General features: G+C 45.6%; 16 protein-coding genes. All 16 read right to left on the bottom strand.

Annotated elements, in window-relative coordinates; translation table 11 throughout:
• Positions 1-31: 31 nt before the first annotated feature.
• Positions 32-952, bottom strand: a complete 921-nt coding sequence (gene dprA, locus G7Y46_RS02510; RefSeq protein ID WP_165252228.1) for a DNA-processing protein DprA — start codon at positions 950-952, stop codon at positions 32-34.
• 3 nt (positions 953-955) lie between these two features.
• Positions 956-2,464: a YifB family Mg chelatase-like AAA ATPase gene (locus G7Y46_RS02505; RefSeq protein ID WP_346773610.1), complete on the bottom strand. Its 1,509-nt coding sequence runs from the start codon at positions 2,462-2,464 to the stop codon at positions 956-958.
• Positions 2,461-2,952 carry a YraN family protein gene (locus G7Y46_RS02500; protein ID WP_241157018.1) on the bottom strand — a complete coding sequence of 164 codons (492 nt, stop codon included), beginning with the start codon at positions 2,950-2,952 and terminating at the stop codon, positions 2,461-2,463. Before G7Y46_RS02500 ends, G7Y46_RS02505 begins: the two co-directional genes overlap by 4 nt.
• Positions 2,953-3,160: 208 nt before the next feature.
• Positions 3,161-3,952 (bottom strand): ribonuclease HII, encoded by a 792-nt coding sequence (locus G7Y46_RS02495; protein WP_165252224.1) that lies wholly within the window; start codon positions 3,950-3,952, stop codon positions 3,161-3,163.
• Positions 3,953-3,982: 30 nt separating this feature from the next.
• A complete protein-coding gene (gene rplS / locus G7Y46_RS02490; RefSeq protein ID WP_165060004.1) occupies positions 3,983-4,330 on the bottom strand; it encodes a 50S ribosomal protein L19 in 348 nt (115 codons plus the stop codon).
• A 105-nt stretch (positions 4,331-4,435) separates the two neighbouring features.
• Positions 4,436-4,759 carry an AzlD domain-containing protein gene (locus tag G7Y46_RS02485; RefSeq protein WP_165060001.1) on the bottom strand — a complete coding sequence of 108 codons (324 nt, stop codon included), beginning with the start codon at positions 4,757-4,759 and terminating at the stop codon, positions 4,436-4,438.
• A complete protein-coding gene (locus tag G7Y46_RS02480) occupies positions 4,756-5,457 on the bottom strand; it encodes an AzlC family ABC transporter permease (protein WP_241155927.1) in 702 nt (233 codons plus the stop codon). The genes G7Y46_RS02485 and G7Y46_RS02480 overlap by 4 nt, the downstream gene beginning before the upstream one ends.
• A 5-nt stretch (positions 5,458-5,462) precedes the next feature.
• On the bottom strand, positions 5,463-6,659 hold the full coding sequence (gene mtnA / locus G7Y46_RS02475; protein WP_241157017.1) for an S-methyl-5-thioribose-1-phosphate isomerase: 1,197 nt from the start codon (positions 6,657-6,659) through the stop codon (positions 5,463-5,465).
• Positions 6,660-9,380: a pyruvate, phosphate dikinase gene (ppdK, locus tag G7Y46_RS02470; RefSeq protein WP_165252222.1), complete on the bottom strand. Its 2,721-nt coding sequence runs from the start codon at positions 9,378-9,380 to the stop codon at positions 6,660-6,662. It abuts the gene before it with no gap.
• A gap of 59 nt (positions 9,381-9,439) precedes the next feature.
• Entirely contained in the window at positions 9,440-10,330 is an 891-nt protein-coding gene (locus tag G7Y46_RS02465) for a pyruvate, water dikinase regulatory protein (RefSeq protein WP_165059993.1), read from the bottom strand.
• 3 nt (positions 10,331-10,333) lie between these two features.
• A complete protein-coding gene (gene glyS, locus G7Y46_RS02460; RefSeq protein ID WP_165252220.1) occupies positions 10,334-12,421 on the bottom strand; it encodes a glycine--tRNA ligase subunit beta in 2,088 nt (695 codons plus the stop codon).
• Between the two features lie 2 nt (positions 12,422-12,423).
• Complete coding sequence (locus G7Y46_RS02455; RefSeq protein WP_165059988.1) at positions 12,424-13,356, bottom strand: glycine--tRNA ligase subunit alpha; 933 nt, start codon at positions 13,354-13,356, stop codon at positions 12,424-12,426.
• Positions 13,357-13,405: 49 nt separating this feature from the next.
• The gene (lepB, locus tag G7Y46_RS02450) at positions 13,406-13,978 is read right to left on the bottom strand and encodes a signal peptidase I (RefSeq protein WP_165059985.1); all 573 of its coding nucleotides are present in this window, start codon (positions 13,976-13,978) and stop codon (positions 13,406-13,408) included.
• 119 nt (positions 13,979-14,097) lie between these two features.
• Entirely contained in the window at positions 14,098-14,874 is a 777-nt protein-coding gene (gene trmD / locus G7Y46_RS02445; RefSeq protein WP_165252218.1) for a tRNA (guanosine(37)-N1)-methyltransferase TrmD, read from the bottom strand.
• A 2-nt stretch (positions 14,875-14,876) separates the two neighbouring features.
• Entirely contained in the window at positions 14,877-15,416 is a 540-nt protein-coding gene (locus G7Y46_RS02440; RefSeq protein ID WP_165252216.1) for a hypothetical protein, read from the bottom strand.
• Positions 15,416-15,667, bottom strand: coding sequence for a KH domain-containing protein (locus G7Y46_RS02435; protein WP_165059976.1), 252 nt, complete (start codon positions 15,665-15,667; stop codon positions 15,416-15,418). Before G7Y46_RS02435 ends, G7Y46_RS02440 begins: the two co-directional genes overlap by 1 nt.
• Position 15,668: the final 1 nt, after the last annotated feature.

Below are 15,668 nucleotides of genomic sequence, written 5' to 3'. Positions count from 1 at the left end.
ATTGCATACGCCAATGCATAGACAATAAGCACTAACAACTTGTTGCCGGACCATACCTACCATCAAAATACTGAGCTATTAATCCGTTTCGTGAACATTCGGTAAGCCACAGCATTAATTCAGGCATACTAATATTGTCTCCTGCCTCTCTTGCAACTTGAATCATTTCATCTAAGCTCATTGCCTTAGATTGAACAGAATCCAATAAATATTTTAAAGAACCTTGCGATTCACTGTCTTTAGAGACGTCTACTTCATCTTGTTTCAAGCAACCAAATATAGTAAACAGCTGGTCGTAAAACGTATCATCATCCACTATTGGTGTTGCGCCTTGATATATTAATCTATTTGCTCCCAACGATTGCCTAGAGGTAATAGAACCCGGAACTACAAGTACTTCTCTATTTGCCGCCAATGCTTCATCTGCCGTAGAAAATGTTCCAGACGGAAGTCCTGCCTCCACAATTAAAGTAGCCTTGGCAAGACCAGCTATTAACCTATTTCTTTCTCGAAAAGTCCACGGCTGGGGAATAAAAGTCCAATCTTGTTCCGATACAACAGCACCACCGCCATCAACAACGCGCTGAAACAAATCGAAGTTCTCGGGAGGATATACGCAGTCGCAACCACCTCCAAGAAATACAACTGTCTTGCCACCACATTGCAAAGCAGCTTCATGCGAAAAAGTATCACATCCTCTAGCACCGCCAGATATTATTGATATTCCACGCTCTGATGCCAACTTAGCAAAACGAGTGGCGCATGTCTTTCCATATGGGGTTGCTTTTCTAGCACCAACTATGGCTAGACCCTCCGATAAAGCATCAACAGACCCCACAATAAAAAGTTGCTTAGGGGGTTTTGGTATATTACATAAAGCCTCAGGAAATGCCTTATCTCCTAAATGCAATACGTTTCTCTCCCCTGTAAGTTTACGCCTCGCCGCTTCCATACATCATCTACTCCTAACCCGAAATCCAAAAGCTTCGGCTAGATGTTCACATTTAACGCTTTCGCTTTGCTCTAAATCGGCAATGGTTCTAGATACTTTTAAGCAACTAATCAGCGCCCTACCACTCATAGAATTTGCCTCAGATACCGCCTCAATGAAACTTTTCTCTTCATCTCTCAGACAGCACGACGCTATAACTTCTTGTGGACTGAGCGAGACATTCGCCCCACAGCGCTCGATACCTTCACGCGATTTTCTCCACGATGCAAACTCTTGAGCCTGCATAACGCCCTCACGCAGAGAAGCAGAATCGCTACCTTCACTTGTTTCAAAAATGCTCTTAGATGGAATACGACGCACATCTAGTTGTATATCTATTCGATCTAATAGCGGTCCGCCAATCCTCGCTTGATAAGATCTAATTTGCGGAATTGTACATGTGCATTCACGAGAATCATCACCAAAATAGCCACATGGACACGGATTTGCAGCAGCAATCAGCATGAAGTTAGCAGGGAATTGCACATTGCCATCGGCACGTGTTATGCAAACCTTCCCCGATTCTATCGGCTGACGCAAACCCTGCAAAACAGAAGGCTTAAACTCTGGAAGTTCGTCTAAAAACAGCGTGCCACAATGCGCAAGTGACACTTCGCCGGGTCGTATAGGGCTTCCACCCCCCAGCAATCCCGCCATAGTAGCTGAATGATGCGGCTGCCTAAACGGTCGCCTACCCCGAAGAATTGCATCAATACTTTCCTCTGCTACAGAATGTATTGCCGCAGCTTGCAACATTTCTTCCTCCGATAAGGGAGGCATTATTGTAGATATTCTGCTTGCTATCATGGTTTTGCCCGAACCGGGCGGACCGCTCATTAGCAGACCGTGTTTGCCCGCCACAGCTATCTGCGCTGCACGCTTTGCTGCTTCATGACCCGCTACATCCTTAAAATCTAAACTGGTATCACCAATGTAGTTCTGGCCTAGCTTTATATAGTGCGACAAACGAAATGGATCACTTTTTGTAAGTTCCCATAGTCCATCAATGTTGTATTGATTCAAATTATCAATAGGCACAATTTCATCTGCGCTACCTACTAAATCGAGTCCTTCTTTATTTGCGCATATACCAAACGCCAACATACCGGCGACTTTTCGCACGCTTCCATCTAAAGAAAGCTCACCAACAAATAGCTTATCGCGCAATATTTCCTTATCTATTTGACCACTAGCAGCCAAAATACCTATTGCTATAGGAAGATCGAAACCCGAGCCATTCTTCTTGATGTTGCCGGGTGCCAAGTTGACAACTATTTTTGCGCTAGGCATCGCAAAACCACAAGCCTTTATAGCGCCCCTTACTCGTTCTCTAGCTTCCTGAACTGAAGTATCCGCCATTCCGACAATGCTTATTCCCACAACGCCAGAGCCAACCGATACCTCTACGCATACCGGTATTGCCTCTACGCCACGCAGTACAGCGCTATGTAAAAAACAATGCGAATTCATCATATGCCTGCAAATGCGTTTATGTGATGCCTTATAAGCGCTCTATCTGGAGCAATAGCTACAATAGCTACAACATCAAATCGCACTGATACATCTATATCGGCGTAATTAGCCAAATATGTCATAGCAATTCGCTCATAACGATTGCGTTTCTTTTCATCAATCGCTTCTGAGGGAAATCCATGTTCTAAACCTGACCGCGTTTTAACTTCTACAAATACAATCGTATTCCCATCACGAGCAATTATGTCGGCCTCTCCAAACTTGCATTTCCAATTACGCTCTACTATTTCGTATCCGCGCTTATATAAGAATTTGCTTGCCGCATTTTCGCCGCGCTTGCCAAGCTCTTTATTATGACAATTCGATTTTCGACTCTTACTTTTTGACGCCTCTCTATGCGTAGATTTCTGAATTGGTTCTTGTTCTAACAAAGCTTGTTGCACTGCTATCGCCTCCTTAATTTCGGTAGAGGAAACGATAGTTTTCATATCTAGCATCTACGTATCAAAAATGCGATATTCATCTACATTGAAAATGCACATGAATAAAACTGCAAGTATGGTTCTGTTCATGCTGGTTTTGAATGCAATGCATATCTAATTGCACAAAAATCTGTGATGAATGCAATTTTGAATGTATAAAAATCTGTCAAAAACCTTGCATAAATCTAGCATGAAACTTACGTAGCTATACAGATCAAAATAATGAAGCTTGAGTAAATTCTCCACAAAACGATACGCGATGTATAGGACTTAACCCTAATTCTCTTATAGCCTGCCGATGCGTTGCCGTTCCGTAGCCTTTATTTTCGGCGAAGCCATACCCCGGGAACTTTTTGTCTAATTCATTCATTAATGAATCGCGCTCAACTTTAGCAATAACAGAAGCTGCCGCAATGGCCGCTATCTTAGAATCGCCTTTTACAATATTTACTTCACGCGCATCTAAGTGAAGAGGATTTCCATCTAATAAAACAATATCAGGTATTACACCTTGTTCTTCAATAGATACAATAGCGCGGTGGAAAGCTGTTTTCAGAGCGGTGGATATCCCGCATTTATCTATCTGCGACGCATCGATAAATTGCACACTCCAAGCTATGGCAGTATCTTTTATTTCTTTTGCAATACGTTCACGTGCGCTCTCGCTAAGCTGCTTAGAATCATTCAAACCCTCAATGCGATTATCGCTAGATAAAACAACAGCGCCAACAGCTAGCGGACCAGCCATAGGTCCACGCCCTACCTCATCTAGCCCAACAGCAACACTAGCCCTTTTGCTAGCCATAATTTCTTTTTGTGTCTCATAAAGAGAACGAAGACGATTGCTCTCGGCAGCAATAGCATCCAGTCGAGCTCGCGCCGAATCAAGTGCACTACGAACACCTTTGCGCGTATCCGCCGCAAGAGATCTTTCAAGAACGCTGAATTCCTGTTCGTTAGCAACGCGCAACTGCGCCCGTATTTGTTCAACAGTTAGCTGTTCCATAAGAAAAAGGCTCCGTATGGAGCCTTAAAATTACCGGAAAGATTTTTCCTTAATTTTAGCAGCCTTACCAACTTTATCACGCAGGTAGTAAAGCTTCGATCTGCGTACCTTGCCCTTGCGAACAACCTCAATCTTTTCAATCTTCGGTGAATGAACCGGGAATGTACGCTCAACACCTACAGAGAAGCTAATCTTGCGAACCGTAAAAGTCTCTCGGCTGCTTTCACCGTGGCGACGAATAACATCACCCTGAAAGACCTGAATTCTCTCACGATTGCCCTCTGTAATGCGATAGTGAACCTTTACATTATCGCCAGTCTTAAAATCTGGAATATCTTGCTTTATCTGCTGCTGCTCAATTGCGCGAATTACATCCATTTTAAAATCCTAGTTCATATTTCGGGTTACGTTTTAGTATGTGCCGCTACAGACACGATTAGTTAGTATACTGCTGCGAATCTTGGCATGCAAGCATATTTTCGCTCATATGAGTAGCAAAATAGCATAAACGGCAACTCCGGTAACAGCGCTCCACAATAGCGACCGCGTCTTCAATGCCACAACAACCACAAAACATGCCACCAAAAGAGGAATAGCGGCTGGCCATATACCACCATCAAACATCCCGGGCGCAAATAAATCGTTTGCAACAAGTGCAGCAAATGCGGCGGCGGGAATAAGTCCAAGCGAACGTATAGCCCATTCGGGCAGTTCCCTACCTTTTAACAAAAACAGCGGCAAAGTGCGACATATGAGAATAGTTATGGAACAGCCAATTAGTATTATCCAAAATTCTTCCCAACTCATACGGCGCTCCTTTTTGCAGCTTTATCGCGCAACGCGCAAAAAATCATAGCCACAACTACACCCGCAACCGCACCTATCAAAATAGCAGGACCACTCAGACCAACAAGTTTACAGACATAAACACCAACCATAGCTACAACAGCTGCAACAATATTTGCGGAAGTTAATTTCTGCGTAACAAGCAAGCATATAAATATAGATGTCATAGCGAATGCTGCAATATTAAGAGGAATACCTATTGCACTTCCCAGAAGTACGCCGATAAAGTTTGAAAGAGCCCATGAAGATTGCGAGAATATGTTGACCATAAGCGCACGATCTATAGACCATTCACCCTCTTGAAATTTTGCAGCAGATACACCATAGCTTTCATCAGTAACAGTAGCTGCAAAGAAAAAAGCTAGACGTTTTGACACATTTGCCGCAAACGGAGCAAAGTAAGCAGAATATAGCATCTGTCTAGTGTTCACAAACGACACGCTAGCTATGATAGAAGCCATAGGCGCACCAGCTAAATACATATTTGGAATCATAAATTGACCCGCGCCTGAATAAAAAACTATCGACATCAAAAGTGCCTGAAAAGCATTAAGCCCTATCGAATCACAAAGAATCCCACATGGAATCCCAATAGCAATATAGCCAAGCATTACCGGCATAGCCGCCTGCAAAGATTGACGGATATGTTCCCTATTCATCATATTTACTTAGTTGTTATAAGATTTCCTATATCAGACGGAGCGAATACACCATTCTCCGTTATTATGGCGCTAATTAAACTAGCCGGTGTTACATCGAAAGCTGGATTCAACACATCAACTCCCGCAATGGGTTTATTTATAACTTCCCGCGAATCCCGCTGTTCTATTTCAATACTTGTGCCGCTTATTGCCTTTGGATCAAATGAAGAAAGTGGAGCAGCAACATAAAATGGAATACCAAAATGCTTAGCTAAAATTGCTACACCTAAAGTACCTATCTTATTTGCTACATCACCGTTACACGCAATACGATCGGCACCAACTATAACAGCGTCTATGAAGCCTTGCGCCATTACATAAGCAGCCATATTGTCGCATATAAGAGTAACCGGAATGCCAGCCCTAGATAGCTCCCACGATGTAAGGCGCGCGCCCTGACCTACAGGACGTGTCTCATCGGCAAAAACTCGGCGCACCTTACCTTGCTCATGCGCTGTATATACAACCCCAAGCGCCGTACCATAAAAAGCAGTTGCCAAACTTCCCGCATTGCAATGTGTCAATATATTGCTGCTAGGTTTTATAAGTTTCGCACCAGCTTTCCCAATAGCTCGACATGTTGCCTCGTCGCTAGCTATAAGCTGACACACATGCTTACATAATGCATTAAGTATATCGGCGGGTTTATAATCATCCGCCAAACATTCATTCATAATTGAAAGCGCACCATCAACTTCATGCCTCAAATTTACAGCTGTAGGTCGCGCTTCTGCAATCATGTTTCCCGTAAATTCCATACTTAGCTTATATAGCTGCGGGTCAAACGATTGCTCGTCTATTACAAATACCCTGTCGAAATCAGATGCGTCCTGCCTAAATGTATCTTCACTTGCATAACAAAATTCAGAGGCACGCAAAGCTACAGCCGCAGCACCAGCAATACCTATAGCAGGTGCCCCGCGCACTACAAGCTGTTTTATGGCATTAATAACTTGACGCCAATCGGACGTACAAAAATACGACTCCTCATAAGGCAGTTTCGTCTGATCTAACATAACCACAATGGGAACCCCGTAGGGAACATGGTTATCAGACACGAATGCGGCAACTGCCGAAGCAGCCGCCGCATCTACATTTTCAAGATCGTCCTGCCCCACACGCACAAGGCGAATGGTTTTTGGAAGGTCTAAAGCGGTCAATTAGTCTTCCTTAATTGATGCCTGTGCCGCTGCCAGACGTGCTACCGGCACGCGATATGGCGAGCAGCTTACATAATCAACTCCTATGCGGTTGAATGTATGTATAGAGTCAGGATCGCCACCGTGCTCGCCACAAACGCCGCAAACTATATCGGGATTGCCCTCGTGTCCAAGTTCAACACCCATACCAACTAGCTTCGCAACTCCACCTTCATCAACAGTAGCAAACGGATTTACCGGCAACAGATGCTCAGACAGGTATGTAGGTATGAACTCACCTTCCACATCGTCGCGGCTGAAGCCGAACGTGGTCTGCGTAAGATCGTTGGTACCAAACGAGAAGAAGTCTGCCTTGGTAGCTATTTCGTCAGCAGTAAGTGCTGCACGCGGCAACTCTATCATGGTTCCAATAGGAATCTCTAATTCAATGCCGGCTTCCTGTGCTACTTCAGCTATAACGCCTTCAGCCTTACCGCGCATTAAAGATAGCTCATTTACAGTAGATACCAGCGGAATCATAATCTCTGGCTTAGGATCTAAGCCTTCCTTTTTCAGCTTAGCCATAGCCGACGCTATAGCGCGTATCTGTAGTTCAGGCAGTTGCGGATACATTATGCCTAAGCGAACACCACGCATACCAAGCATCGGGTTCTGCTCAACAAAACCATCGATCTTCTCTAGCAATTCGCGCTTTTCAGCCAAATCGGAAGCGGATGCCCCGCCCGCCTCTAAGCGAGCTATCTCAACCTCTAGCTCACGTGGATTATCCAAGAATTCATGCAGTGGCGGGTCAAGCAGACGAACAATCATAGGCAGACCATCCATCGCCTTTAGCATTTCATAGAAGTCGCCAACTTGCGCCTCATATAATTGCTCTGCAGCGCGCTCACGGTTAAGTTCATCATCGTTCAGAATATAAGTCTGAATTATTTGCTTGCGATCGCCCAAGAACATATGCTCGGTACGGCAAAGACCAATTCCTTGCGCACCAAACTCGCGCGAAAGTTTTGCATCTTCTGGATTATCAGCATTAGCGCGCACACCCAGACGACGGAATTCGTCAGCCCACTCAAGAATAGTATCAAGATCGCCCGTCAGTTCAGGCTTGACCAGATCTACTGCACCTAACACCACAATGCCAGTTGTACCATCGAGCGAAATCAGATCGCCTTCGCGTATTACCAAATCGCTACCAGCAATTTGTGCTTCTTTCTTCTCGGCATCAATCTTGAGTGCTTCAACACCGCATACGCAAGGAACACCCATGCCACGCGCAATAACTGCAGCGTGCGAAGTCTTACCACCATGCGAAGTTAGAATGCCCTCAGCAGCTATCATGCCGGCAAGGTCGTCCGGGTTGGTTTCCCAACGCACAAGCACGCATTTACGCCCAGCTTCTTTGGCAGCAACAACATCAGCTGCACTAAACATTGCCTCACCAACAGCGGCACCGGGGCTAGCATTTAAGCCGCGCGCCACAACATCATATTTCGCATTCTTGTCAAACTGCGGATGCAGAAGTTGATCGAGCTGTTCGGGTTCAACACGCATAACAGCCTCGCGCTTATCAATCAAGCCCTCTTCAACCATTTGGATAGCAATATGAAGCGCAGCAGCAGCAGTACGCTTACCTGCGCGTGTTTGAAGCATCCAAAGTTTACCTTGCTCAATAGTGAATTCGATATCGCACATATCGCGGAAATGGTTTTCAAGAATAACAAAGATATCTTCAAGCTGCTTACCAGCCTCTTCAAGACCATCCACATTCTTCAGCTCGGCAATAGGACTTGTGTTGCGAATACCAGCAACAACGTCTTCGCCCTGAGCATTTACCAAGTAGTCGCCGTAAAATTCTTTTTCACCGTTTGCGGGATTGCGTGTAAATGCCACGCCTGTAGCAGACGTATTTCCTTTATTACCGAAAACCATTGACTGTACATTAACAGCGGTGCCCAAATCGTCCGCAATCTTGTTCTTCTTACGATAAAGAACCGCACGCGGGTTATTCCAGCTGCCGAACACAGCTTCAATTGCCAGTTGCAGTTGAATCATCGGATCTTGCGGGAACTGCACAGTGCCATCTACCACAAGCGTCGGGTAATCTTCAGCAGAAACATTCTGGCTAAATATGCCTTTGAATACATCTACAAGTTCTTGTAAGTCTTCAGCGACAAGATCGGTATCACTAGATACGCCTCTATCGTTTTTCATGGCAATAATGGCATTTTCAAAAAGATCGCCATCTAGCCCCATAACAACATTGCTGAACATCTGAATAAAACGCCTATAAGAGTCCCACGCAAAACGGGGATTTTCAGTCTGCGCAATCAGACCATTTATAGATTCATCATTCAGACCCAGATTCAACACAGTATCCATCATGCCGGGCATGCTCATAGGAGCGCCAGAGCGAACTGACACCAACAGCGGATCTTTTGCATCCCCAATCTTTTTGCCCATGCGCTCTTCCAGATCGGCTCTGTACTCGGCTATGGTATCAAGCGCACCTTCAGGCCATACATTACCTGCATTGGCATATTCCATACAGGTCTGGCAGGTTATGGTGAAGCCCGGCGGAACCGGCAGCCCAATGTTAGCCATCTCAGCCAAATTAGCACCTTTGCCACCAAGGATTGCCTTCATATCGGTATTACCCTCGGTAACATTTTTACCATTCGCGTCGTTTCCAAATGCGTAGACGCGCTTCACAGAATCAGACACCTTGCTCTCCTTACTTGATAGCCTTTGCCATCTGTGCCACGGGGCTTTTGCCGCCGCGCTTAACTCATGATATCAGCGGGCGCAGGATGATTGCGCAGGTAGTGGCTTAGAATCTCTTGAGCGGCTTCCTCAACGGCGCGTTTGTCAGTGCGCACCACTATACAACCTAAACGCCGCATTAACTCGCGAGCCTTTTCTAAGTCGTTATAGATGTATTCCATATCCGCATATTCGCTTGCAACACTTTTAGCATTTCCTAGACGGCGAATGCGAATATCGGCAAGCACTTCAGGACTTGTCATTAGTCCAAAAAGGCGCGTTTTATCCACATCGAAAATTTCTTTTGGAGGCTCGGTGTTTGGGTCTAGCGGTACGTTCGCTATGCGATATCCATGCTGCGCCAAATAGATTGAAAGCGGCGTTTTGGACGCACGCGACACACCTAAAAGTACCATGTCGGCTTTTGTTAAATCTTGCGGATTTCGCCCATCATCATGTTCTATAGTGAACTCAAGTGCGTCCACTCGCTTAAAGTAATTAATATCTGCCACACGCAGAGCGCCGGGGCTACATTTAGGATCAAGACCGCTAACTTGCGATATAGCCTCTATAGGGGCAGTAAGCAAATCTACGCCGTATATATTATCTCTACCCTGTATCCATTCTGAAACTTCATCGCGCATTTCGCGGTGAACAAGCGTGTAAAACACCAGCAATTTATTGTCGCCTAGCTGTTCAACGTGATAGCGCACATGTTCTTCAAGATGGTCGCGAATTTGCTCAAAAGAAGTAACCTTGCCTAAAACCTCCACCTTGGGGTTAGTTACTCCAAATTGAGCAGCGGCAGCTTGCGCCATTGTACGCGCTGTTTCGCCTACAGAATCGGATACGACATGGATTGTGGGAAAGCCCTTAACAACCGAAGAGCCTTCCCCTAAAAAGCCATTCATAACTTATTTCGATTTCGCCATGACCGAAAAATCAGCCACACCAGCAAAAACGCCAGTAAATTTATTGAGCAATTTTATACGGTTTTCGCGCAGCTCAATATTTTCATCCATAACCATGGTTTTATCAAAGAAATTGTCTATAGGGCCACGCAGGTGCGCTAGCTGAGTAAGTGCCGTATGGTAATCGCCAATTTCAAGCGACTTATCGACTGCAGCTTGAGTATCTGCAATAGATTGCGCCAGTGCACTTTCCGATTCACTGAACAACGCGGAGTTGTAATCAACCCCAAGCGCAGAGTCGCGCAAGTTATTCGCTCTGGCATAAGCGGTTGCTAAATCGTCGAATGTATCAGGCGCTTCGTCGCGCGCCGCTTCTAAAGCACGCACGCGCTCTATTAGCAGCACCGGCTCTACTATGCCAACAGCCCCAACCGCTTCAACCGCATCCGCTGAACTACCAGAATCGCGCAGTAAAACGCGAGTACGAGTTAGGAAGAAGTCTTCTACGGCGCTTTTAACATCGGCAACGTTGAAGCTAAGACCATATTCTTCATATATACGAAGTGAATCCTGTATAGCTTTGGAAAGAGAGATGTCTACACCTGACTGCATTATTGCAATAATACCCAGTGCCGCTCTGCGCAGCGCAAACGGATCAGATGAGCCGGTAGGTGCCTGATCAACCGCAAAAAGACCGCAAATTGTATCTAGCTTGTCAGCCATCGCAACAATGCGCCCCACAGTATCGCTAGGAACATCATCACCTGAGAAGCGAGGCATATAGTGTTCAGCTATGGCACGCGCCACTCGCTCTGTTTCGCCCGACGCTTGGGCATAATATGAACCCATTATGCCTTGGACACTAGTAAATTCCACAACCGCATTAGTAACCAAGTCTGCTTTTGCCAACATTGCCGCACGCTCAACATCTACACACTCCGCATCGTCTAGCGAAGCGTCGGCTGCTAAGCATTTCGCAAGCTGTACCACTCGCTCTGTCTTCTGGCGCATAGTTCCCAGCTGCTCTTGGAATACAACTTCATCTAAGCGGTCAACATAACTAGAAAGAGGCTGCTTCAAATCTTCCTCATAGAAGAATTTTGCGTCGTATAGCCTTGCCGCGACCACACGCTCATTGCCATCAATAATAGTGGCTTCGCATTCTGGATTACCATTGCTAACAACAATAAAGCTATTTGATAGTTTGCCTTTAGCATCATAGAGCGGGAAATAACGCTGATGCATAAGCATTGCATCTACAATGATCTCTTCGGGCACCTGTAAAAATTCTTCGTCAAAAGTGCCAACCATGACCGTGGGGTACTCCGAAAGATTTATGACCTCAGTTAAGGTTTTTTGCGGAAGTTCAGCGTTGCATCCAGTTTGCGCTTCTGCCTTCTTGACACCTTCACGAATTACTTGTTCGCGCTCATCTTGACTGGGAACCACATTCGCCTTACGCACAACCTCTAGCAATTCTTCTGCAGAAGATACCTCATGTGGTCCCGGGCTTAAAAACCTATGTCCATAAGTAAATCGCCCAGAAGAAACATTAGCAAAATTTACCGGCACAACATCGCTACCAAGAAGCGCACACAACCAACGCACAGGGCGGCTAAAAAGCGCCCGCATATTTCCCCAGCGCATAGACTTAGGCCAGTATATTGACTGAATTACCCCACCTAAAACGTCGGGTAGCAAATCTACAACATTCATTGCAGGAGTTTCTACAGTGGCAAATACGTATTCCACGCCGCCCTCTTCTTTGCGCACAAGCGCTGATGGCTCTAGCCCCTTGCCGCGCGCAAACCCGATTGCGGCTTTTGTAGGCTGACCGCCTTCGTCAAAGGCAATTTCTGTCTTAGGTCCGCGAAATTCTTCCACTGTGCGCTGTGTCTGCAAAGCAACATCATCCACAATTGCAATAAGCCTGCGCGGGCTAGAGAAAATTTTTACCTCGCCATGCGGAATCCTCTTAGCGTCAAGCGCGTCTGGCATAATTTTTGCTAACTGAACCGTAGCTGCTTTTAAGTCAAACGCAGGAATTTCCTCAGTGCCTATCTCGAAAGCAAGTGTGCGTGTGTCCGCCATGTTTATTCACCTTCCTTCGAGGAAGCCTTGTCCTTAACCCCTACAACGTTTTCCATATACGATTCGCAGCATGCCTTCGCTAAGGTACGCACGCGCAAAATGTATGCCATGCGCTCAGTTGCTGAAATTACCCCGCGTGCATCCAATAGATTAAAGGTGTGGCAGCATTTCAATACTGAATCGTAAGCCGGAAGCGGCAATTTTGCCTCTAGAGTGCGCATGCACTCCGCCTCGCGATCGGCAAATTCCTTAAAAAGAAATTCCGTATCGGCTACTTCGAAATTGTATTTTGAATATTCGCGTTCATTTTCAAGATACACATCGCCATATGTAAAAGTAATGCCATCGCTGCCACGCGACCAAACTATATCGTAGACAGAATCGACACCCTGAACAAACATTGTCAGCCTCTCAAGACCATAAGCAATTTCAGCTGGCACAGGATCGCATTCAAAACCGCCTACTTGCTGGAAATATGTGAACTGAGTAACTTCCATGCCATCAATCCACACTTCCCATCCAAGACCCCACGCACCAAGAGTTGGAGACTCCCAGTCGTCTTCCACAAAACGCACATCATGTGCTGAAACATCTATCCCAATAGCCTCAAGCGAACCGAGATAGAGGTCTTGAATATTGTCAGGAGATGGCTTGATAAGTACTTGGAACTGATAGTAAAACTGAAGGCGATTCGGATTTTCGCCATATCTACCATCAGTTGGACGGCGACAACCCTGAACATATGCGGTACGCCAAGTTTGCGGACCTAACGCACGCAATGTAGTAGCCGGCGCATTCGTGCCAGCACCTACCTCGTTATCGTAAGGTTGCAGCACTACACAACCCTGATCTGCCCAATAGCGCTGTAAATTCATTATTACATCTTGAAAGGTTGGTGCATTCGGATTTGCCGCACCTCTTGCCTCAGACTTCATATCCACATCCCCAATAGTTTTATCACATCATGCGCCGTGATCGCGCGTACTATTCAAGCAGCCCAAAACTGCTTATAGGCCAGTATTTTAGAACAGCTTTCCCAGTTATCGTATCAACAGGGATAGAGCCAAAATATCTGGAATCCTGCGAATTGGTTCTATTATCCCCCATAACCCACACTTCACCTGCCGGAACGGTGTAAGGATATGTTATTGAAACGCCATAAGCCGTAGTAAGCGGATAAGATGGCAACCCATTTGTATAGGGTTCGTCTAGTTTTACACCATCTACATATACGCTTCCATCTTTAAGACTTACCTTCTGCCCCTCGGTAGCAACAATACGTTTTATAAGTGTTCGCGACGGAATTTCAGGATCGGCAAATGTAACTATATCGCCACGTTTTGGTTCGCTTACGTAATAGCTTATCTTTTCTGAGAATACCATGTCGCCCGTCATAATGGTTTCTTCCATCGAACCAGAAGGTATCTCGTATGCTTGGAAGACGAATGTACGCAAACCCCAAGAAAGTGCAACAATAAGCACTACCATTCCTAAAATGGAAAGAAGGGTGTACCCTATATTCTTTTTTTTCGGCTCTGCATGTTCGCCTGTATACATCCTAAAATACTCTTCCTTTTCGCCTGCGTACACCCAAAACACTCTTTCTGATATACGAATAGCCCTGACCCGATAAGCTCAATTCACACAAGCGTTCATAATAACGCTAAAAAGCTAACTTACGGCTCTGCGCTTAAAGATTTCAAATATAAGATATCGTTAGAAGATAAATCGCCGCAATCATAGGCTTGCCGGATAAGATCGGGGCGCAACTCTGCTGTACGCTTAAGGCTCATTTGCCGCCGCCATGTCTCTATATTGGCATGATGTCCTGAAAGCAAAACTGCCGGTACTTCCATTCCGCGAAAATCTGCCGGGCGCGTGTACTGTGGATACTCAAGTAAGCCATGAGCAAACGATTCGTCATCGGCACCATTTTCTGCACCAAGTACTCCCGGCAATTTACGAACAACAGCATCTATAATAACCATCGAAGCCAACTCGCCACTTGTTAGCACATAGTCGCCAAGTGACACCATATCAGTTGCAAGGGTATAAACACGCTCGTCCATCCCCTCGTAGTGACCGCATACAAACAAAAGCCTGCTGCTTTGCGCCAATTCGCATGCATATGAATCATCGAAAGTACGACCCGACGGTGTCAGAAAAATTACCCTAGCGGAATTACCGTCTAATCTTTGCTGACCGCCCTCAGAAGCGCCACCAAACCCCAGAATATCCTCAACAGCTTCAAATACAGGTTCGCATTTCATAACTAAACCAGCACCACCACCATATGGATAATCGTCGGTTGTGCGGTGCCTATCATATGTCCAATCGCGAAGATCGAATGCTTCAAACGCAATAATGCCGTTTTCTTGAGCACGTTTCATCATAGATTCGCCCATGACAGAATCGTACATATGCGGAAAAGTTGAAAGTGTCTGAATAATCACAGTTACACCTCCAATATTCCAGCTGGAAGATTCATCTTGATTCGCTTATTAGCATCATCTATGGATATAAGAAGTTCATCTACAAGTGGAATGAGTTTTTCTTCCCCACTTGATAGCTTTAATGTAAGTGTAAGCTGGGTTGGATGCTCAACACAATCGCAAATAGTTCCAACCACATTGCCCAATTCGTCTTCTAACGACCAGCCATCAAAACCATCATACATAAGGGCCATGCCAAGTTCTTCATTTAGGCTTTCTGCCGCATTCTTGGCAACTTGCAAAGACACAAGACAATGGCATCCAACAAGAGCGTCCAAGCAAGAATCGTTTGGTAAATCAAAATGAACAGTTGCGCAATCAGTATCTAAACCAGAAACCTCACGAACTTTTGCATTTCTGGGAGCATCAATTTGCGGCGGCACAAAATGCACCTGCATATCCGGCTGCAAAAGAAAAGGCAGACCCGTTGCCGCTTTAACAACGAACCCGCCTTTTGATTTCTTCAGTTTTACTATGGTGGCAATATCGAGCCACTCGCTCACTAGTCGATCAACTCCACATCTACCATATAGTCACTACGAGATGCAGCTGCCCGAGTGAGCGTGCGGATAGCCTTTATGATGCGACCCTGACGCCCTATAACTTTTCCAGCATCATCGGGATTAACGCGTATCTCGATAAGAATCGACTGATCTTCAACTGTTGAGGTAATCTCTAGTTCTTCAGGATTCTCAACAATAGGCGCTACAACAGTCTCAACCAGACCGACCAGATTCTGCTCTATCTCTGGCATG

Origin of the sequence: Adlercreutzia sp. ZJ304 (assembly GCF_011039075.1) — a bacterium.
Lineage (GTDB): Bacteria > Actinomycetota > Coriobacteriia > Coriobacteriales > Eggerthellaceae > Adlercreutzia_A.
The sequence above is the reverse complement of the archived record's forward strand: the minus strand, read 5'-3'. Positions and strand labels throughout refer to the sequence as shown.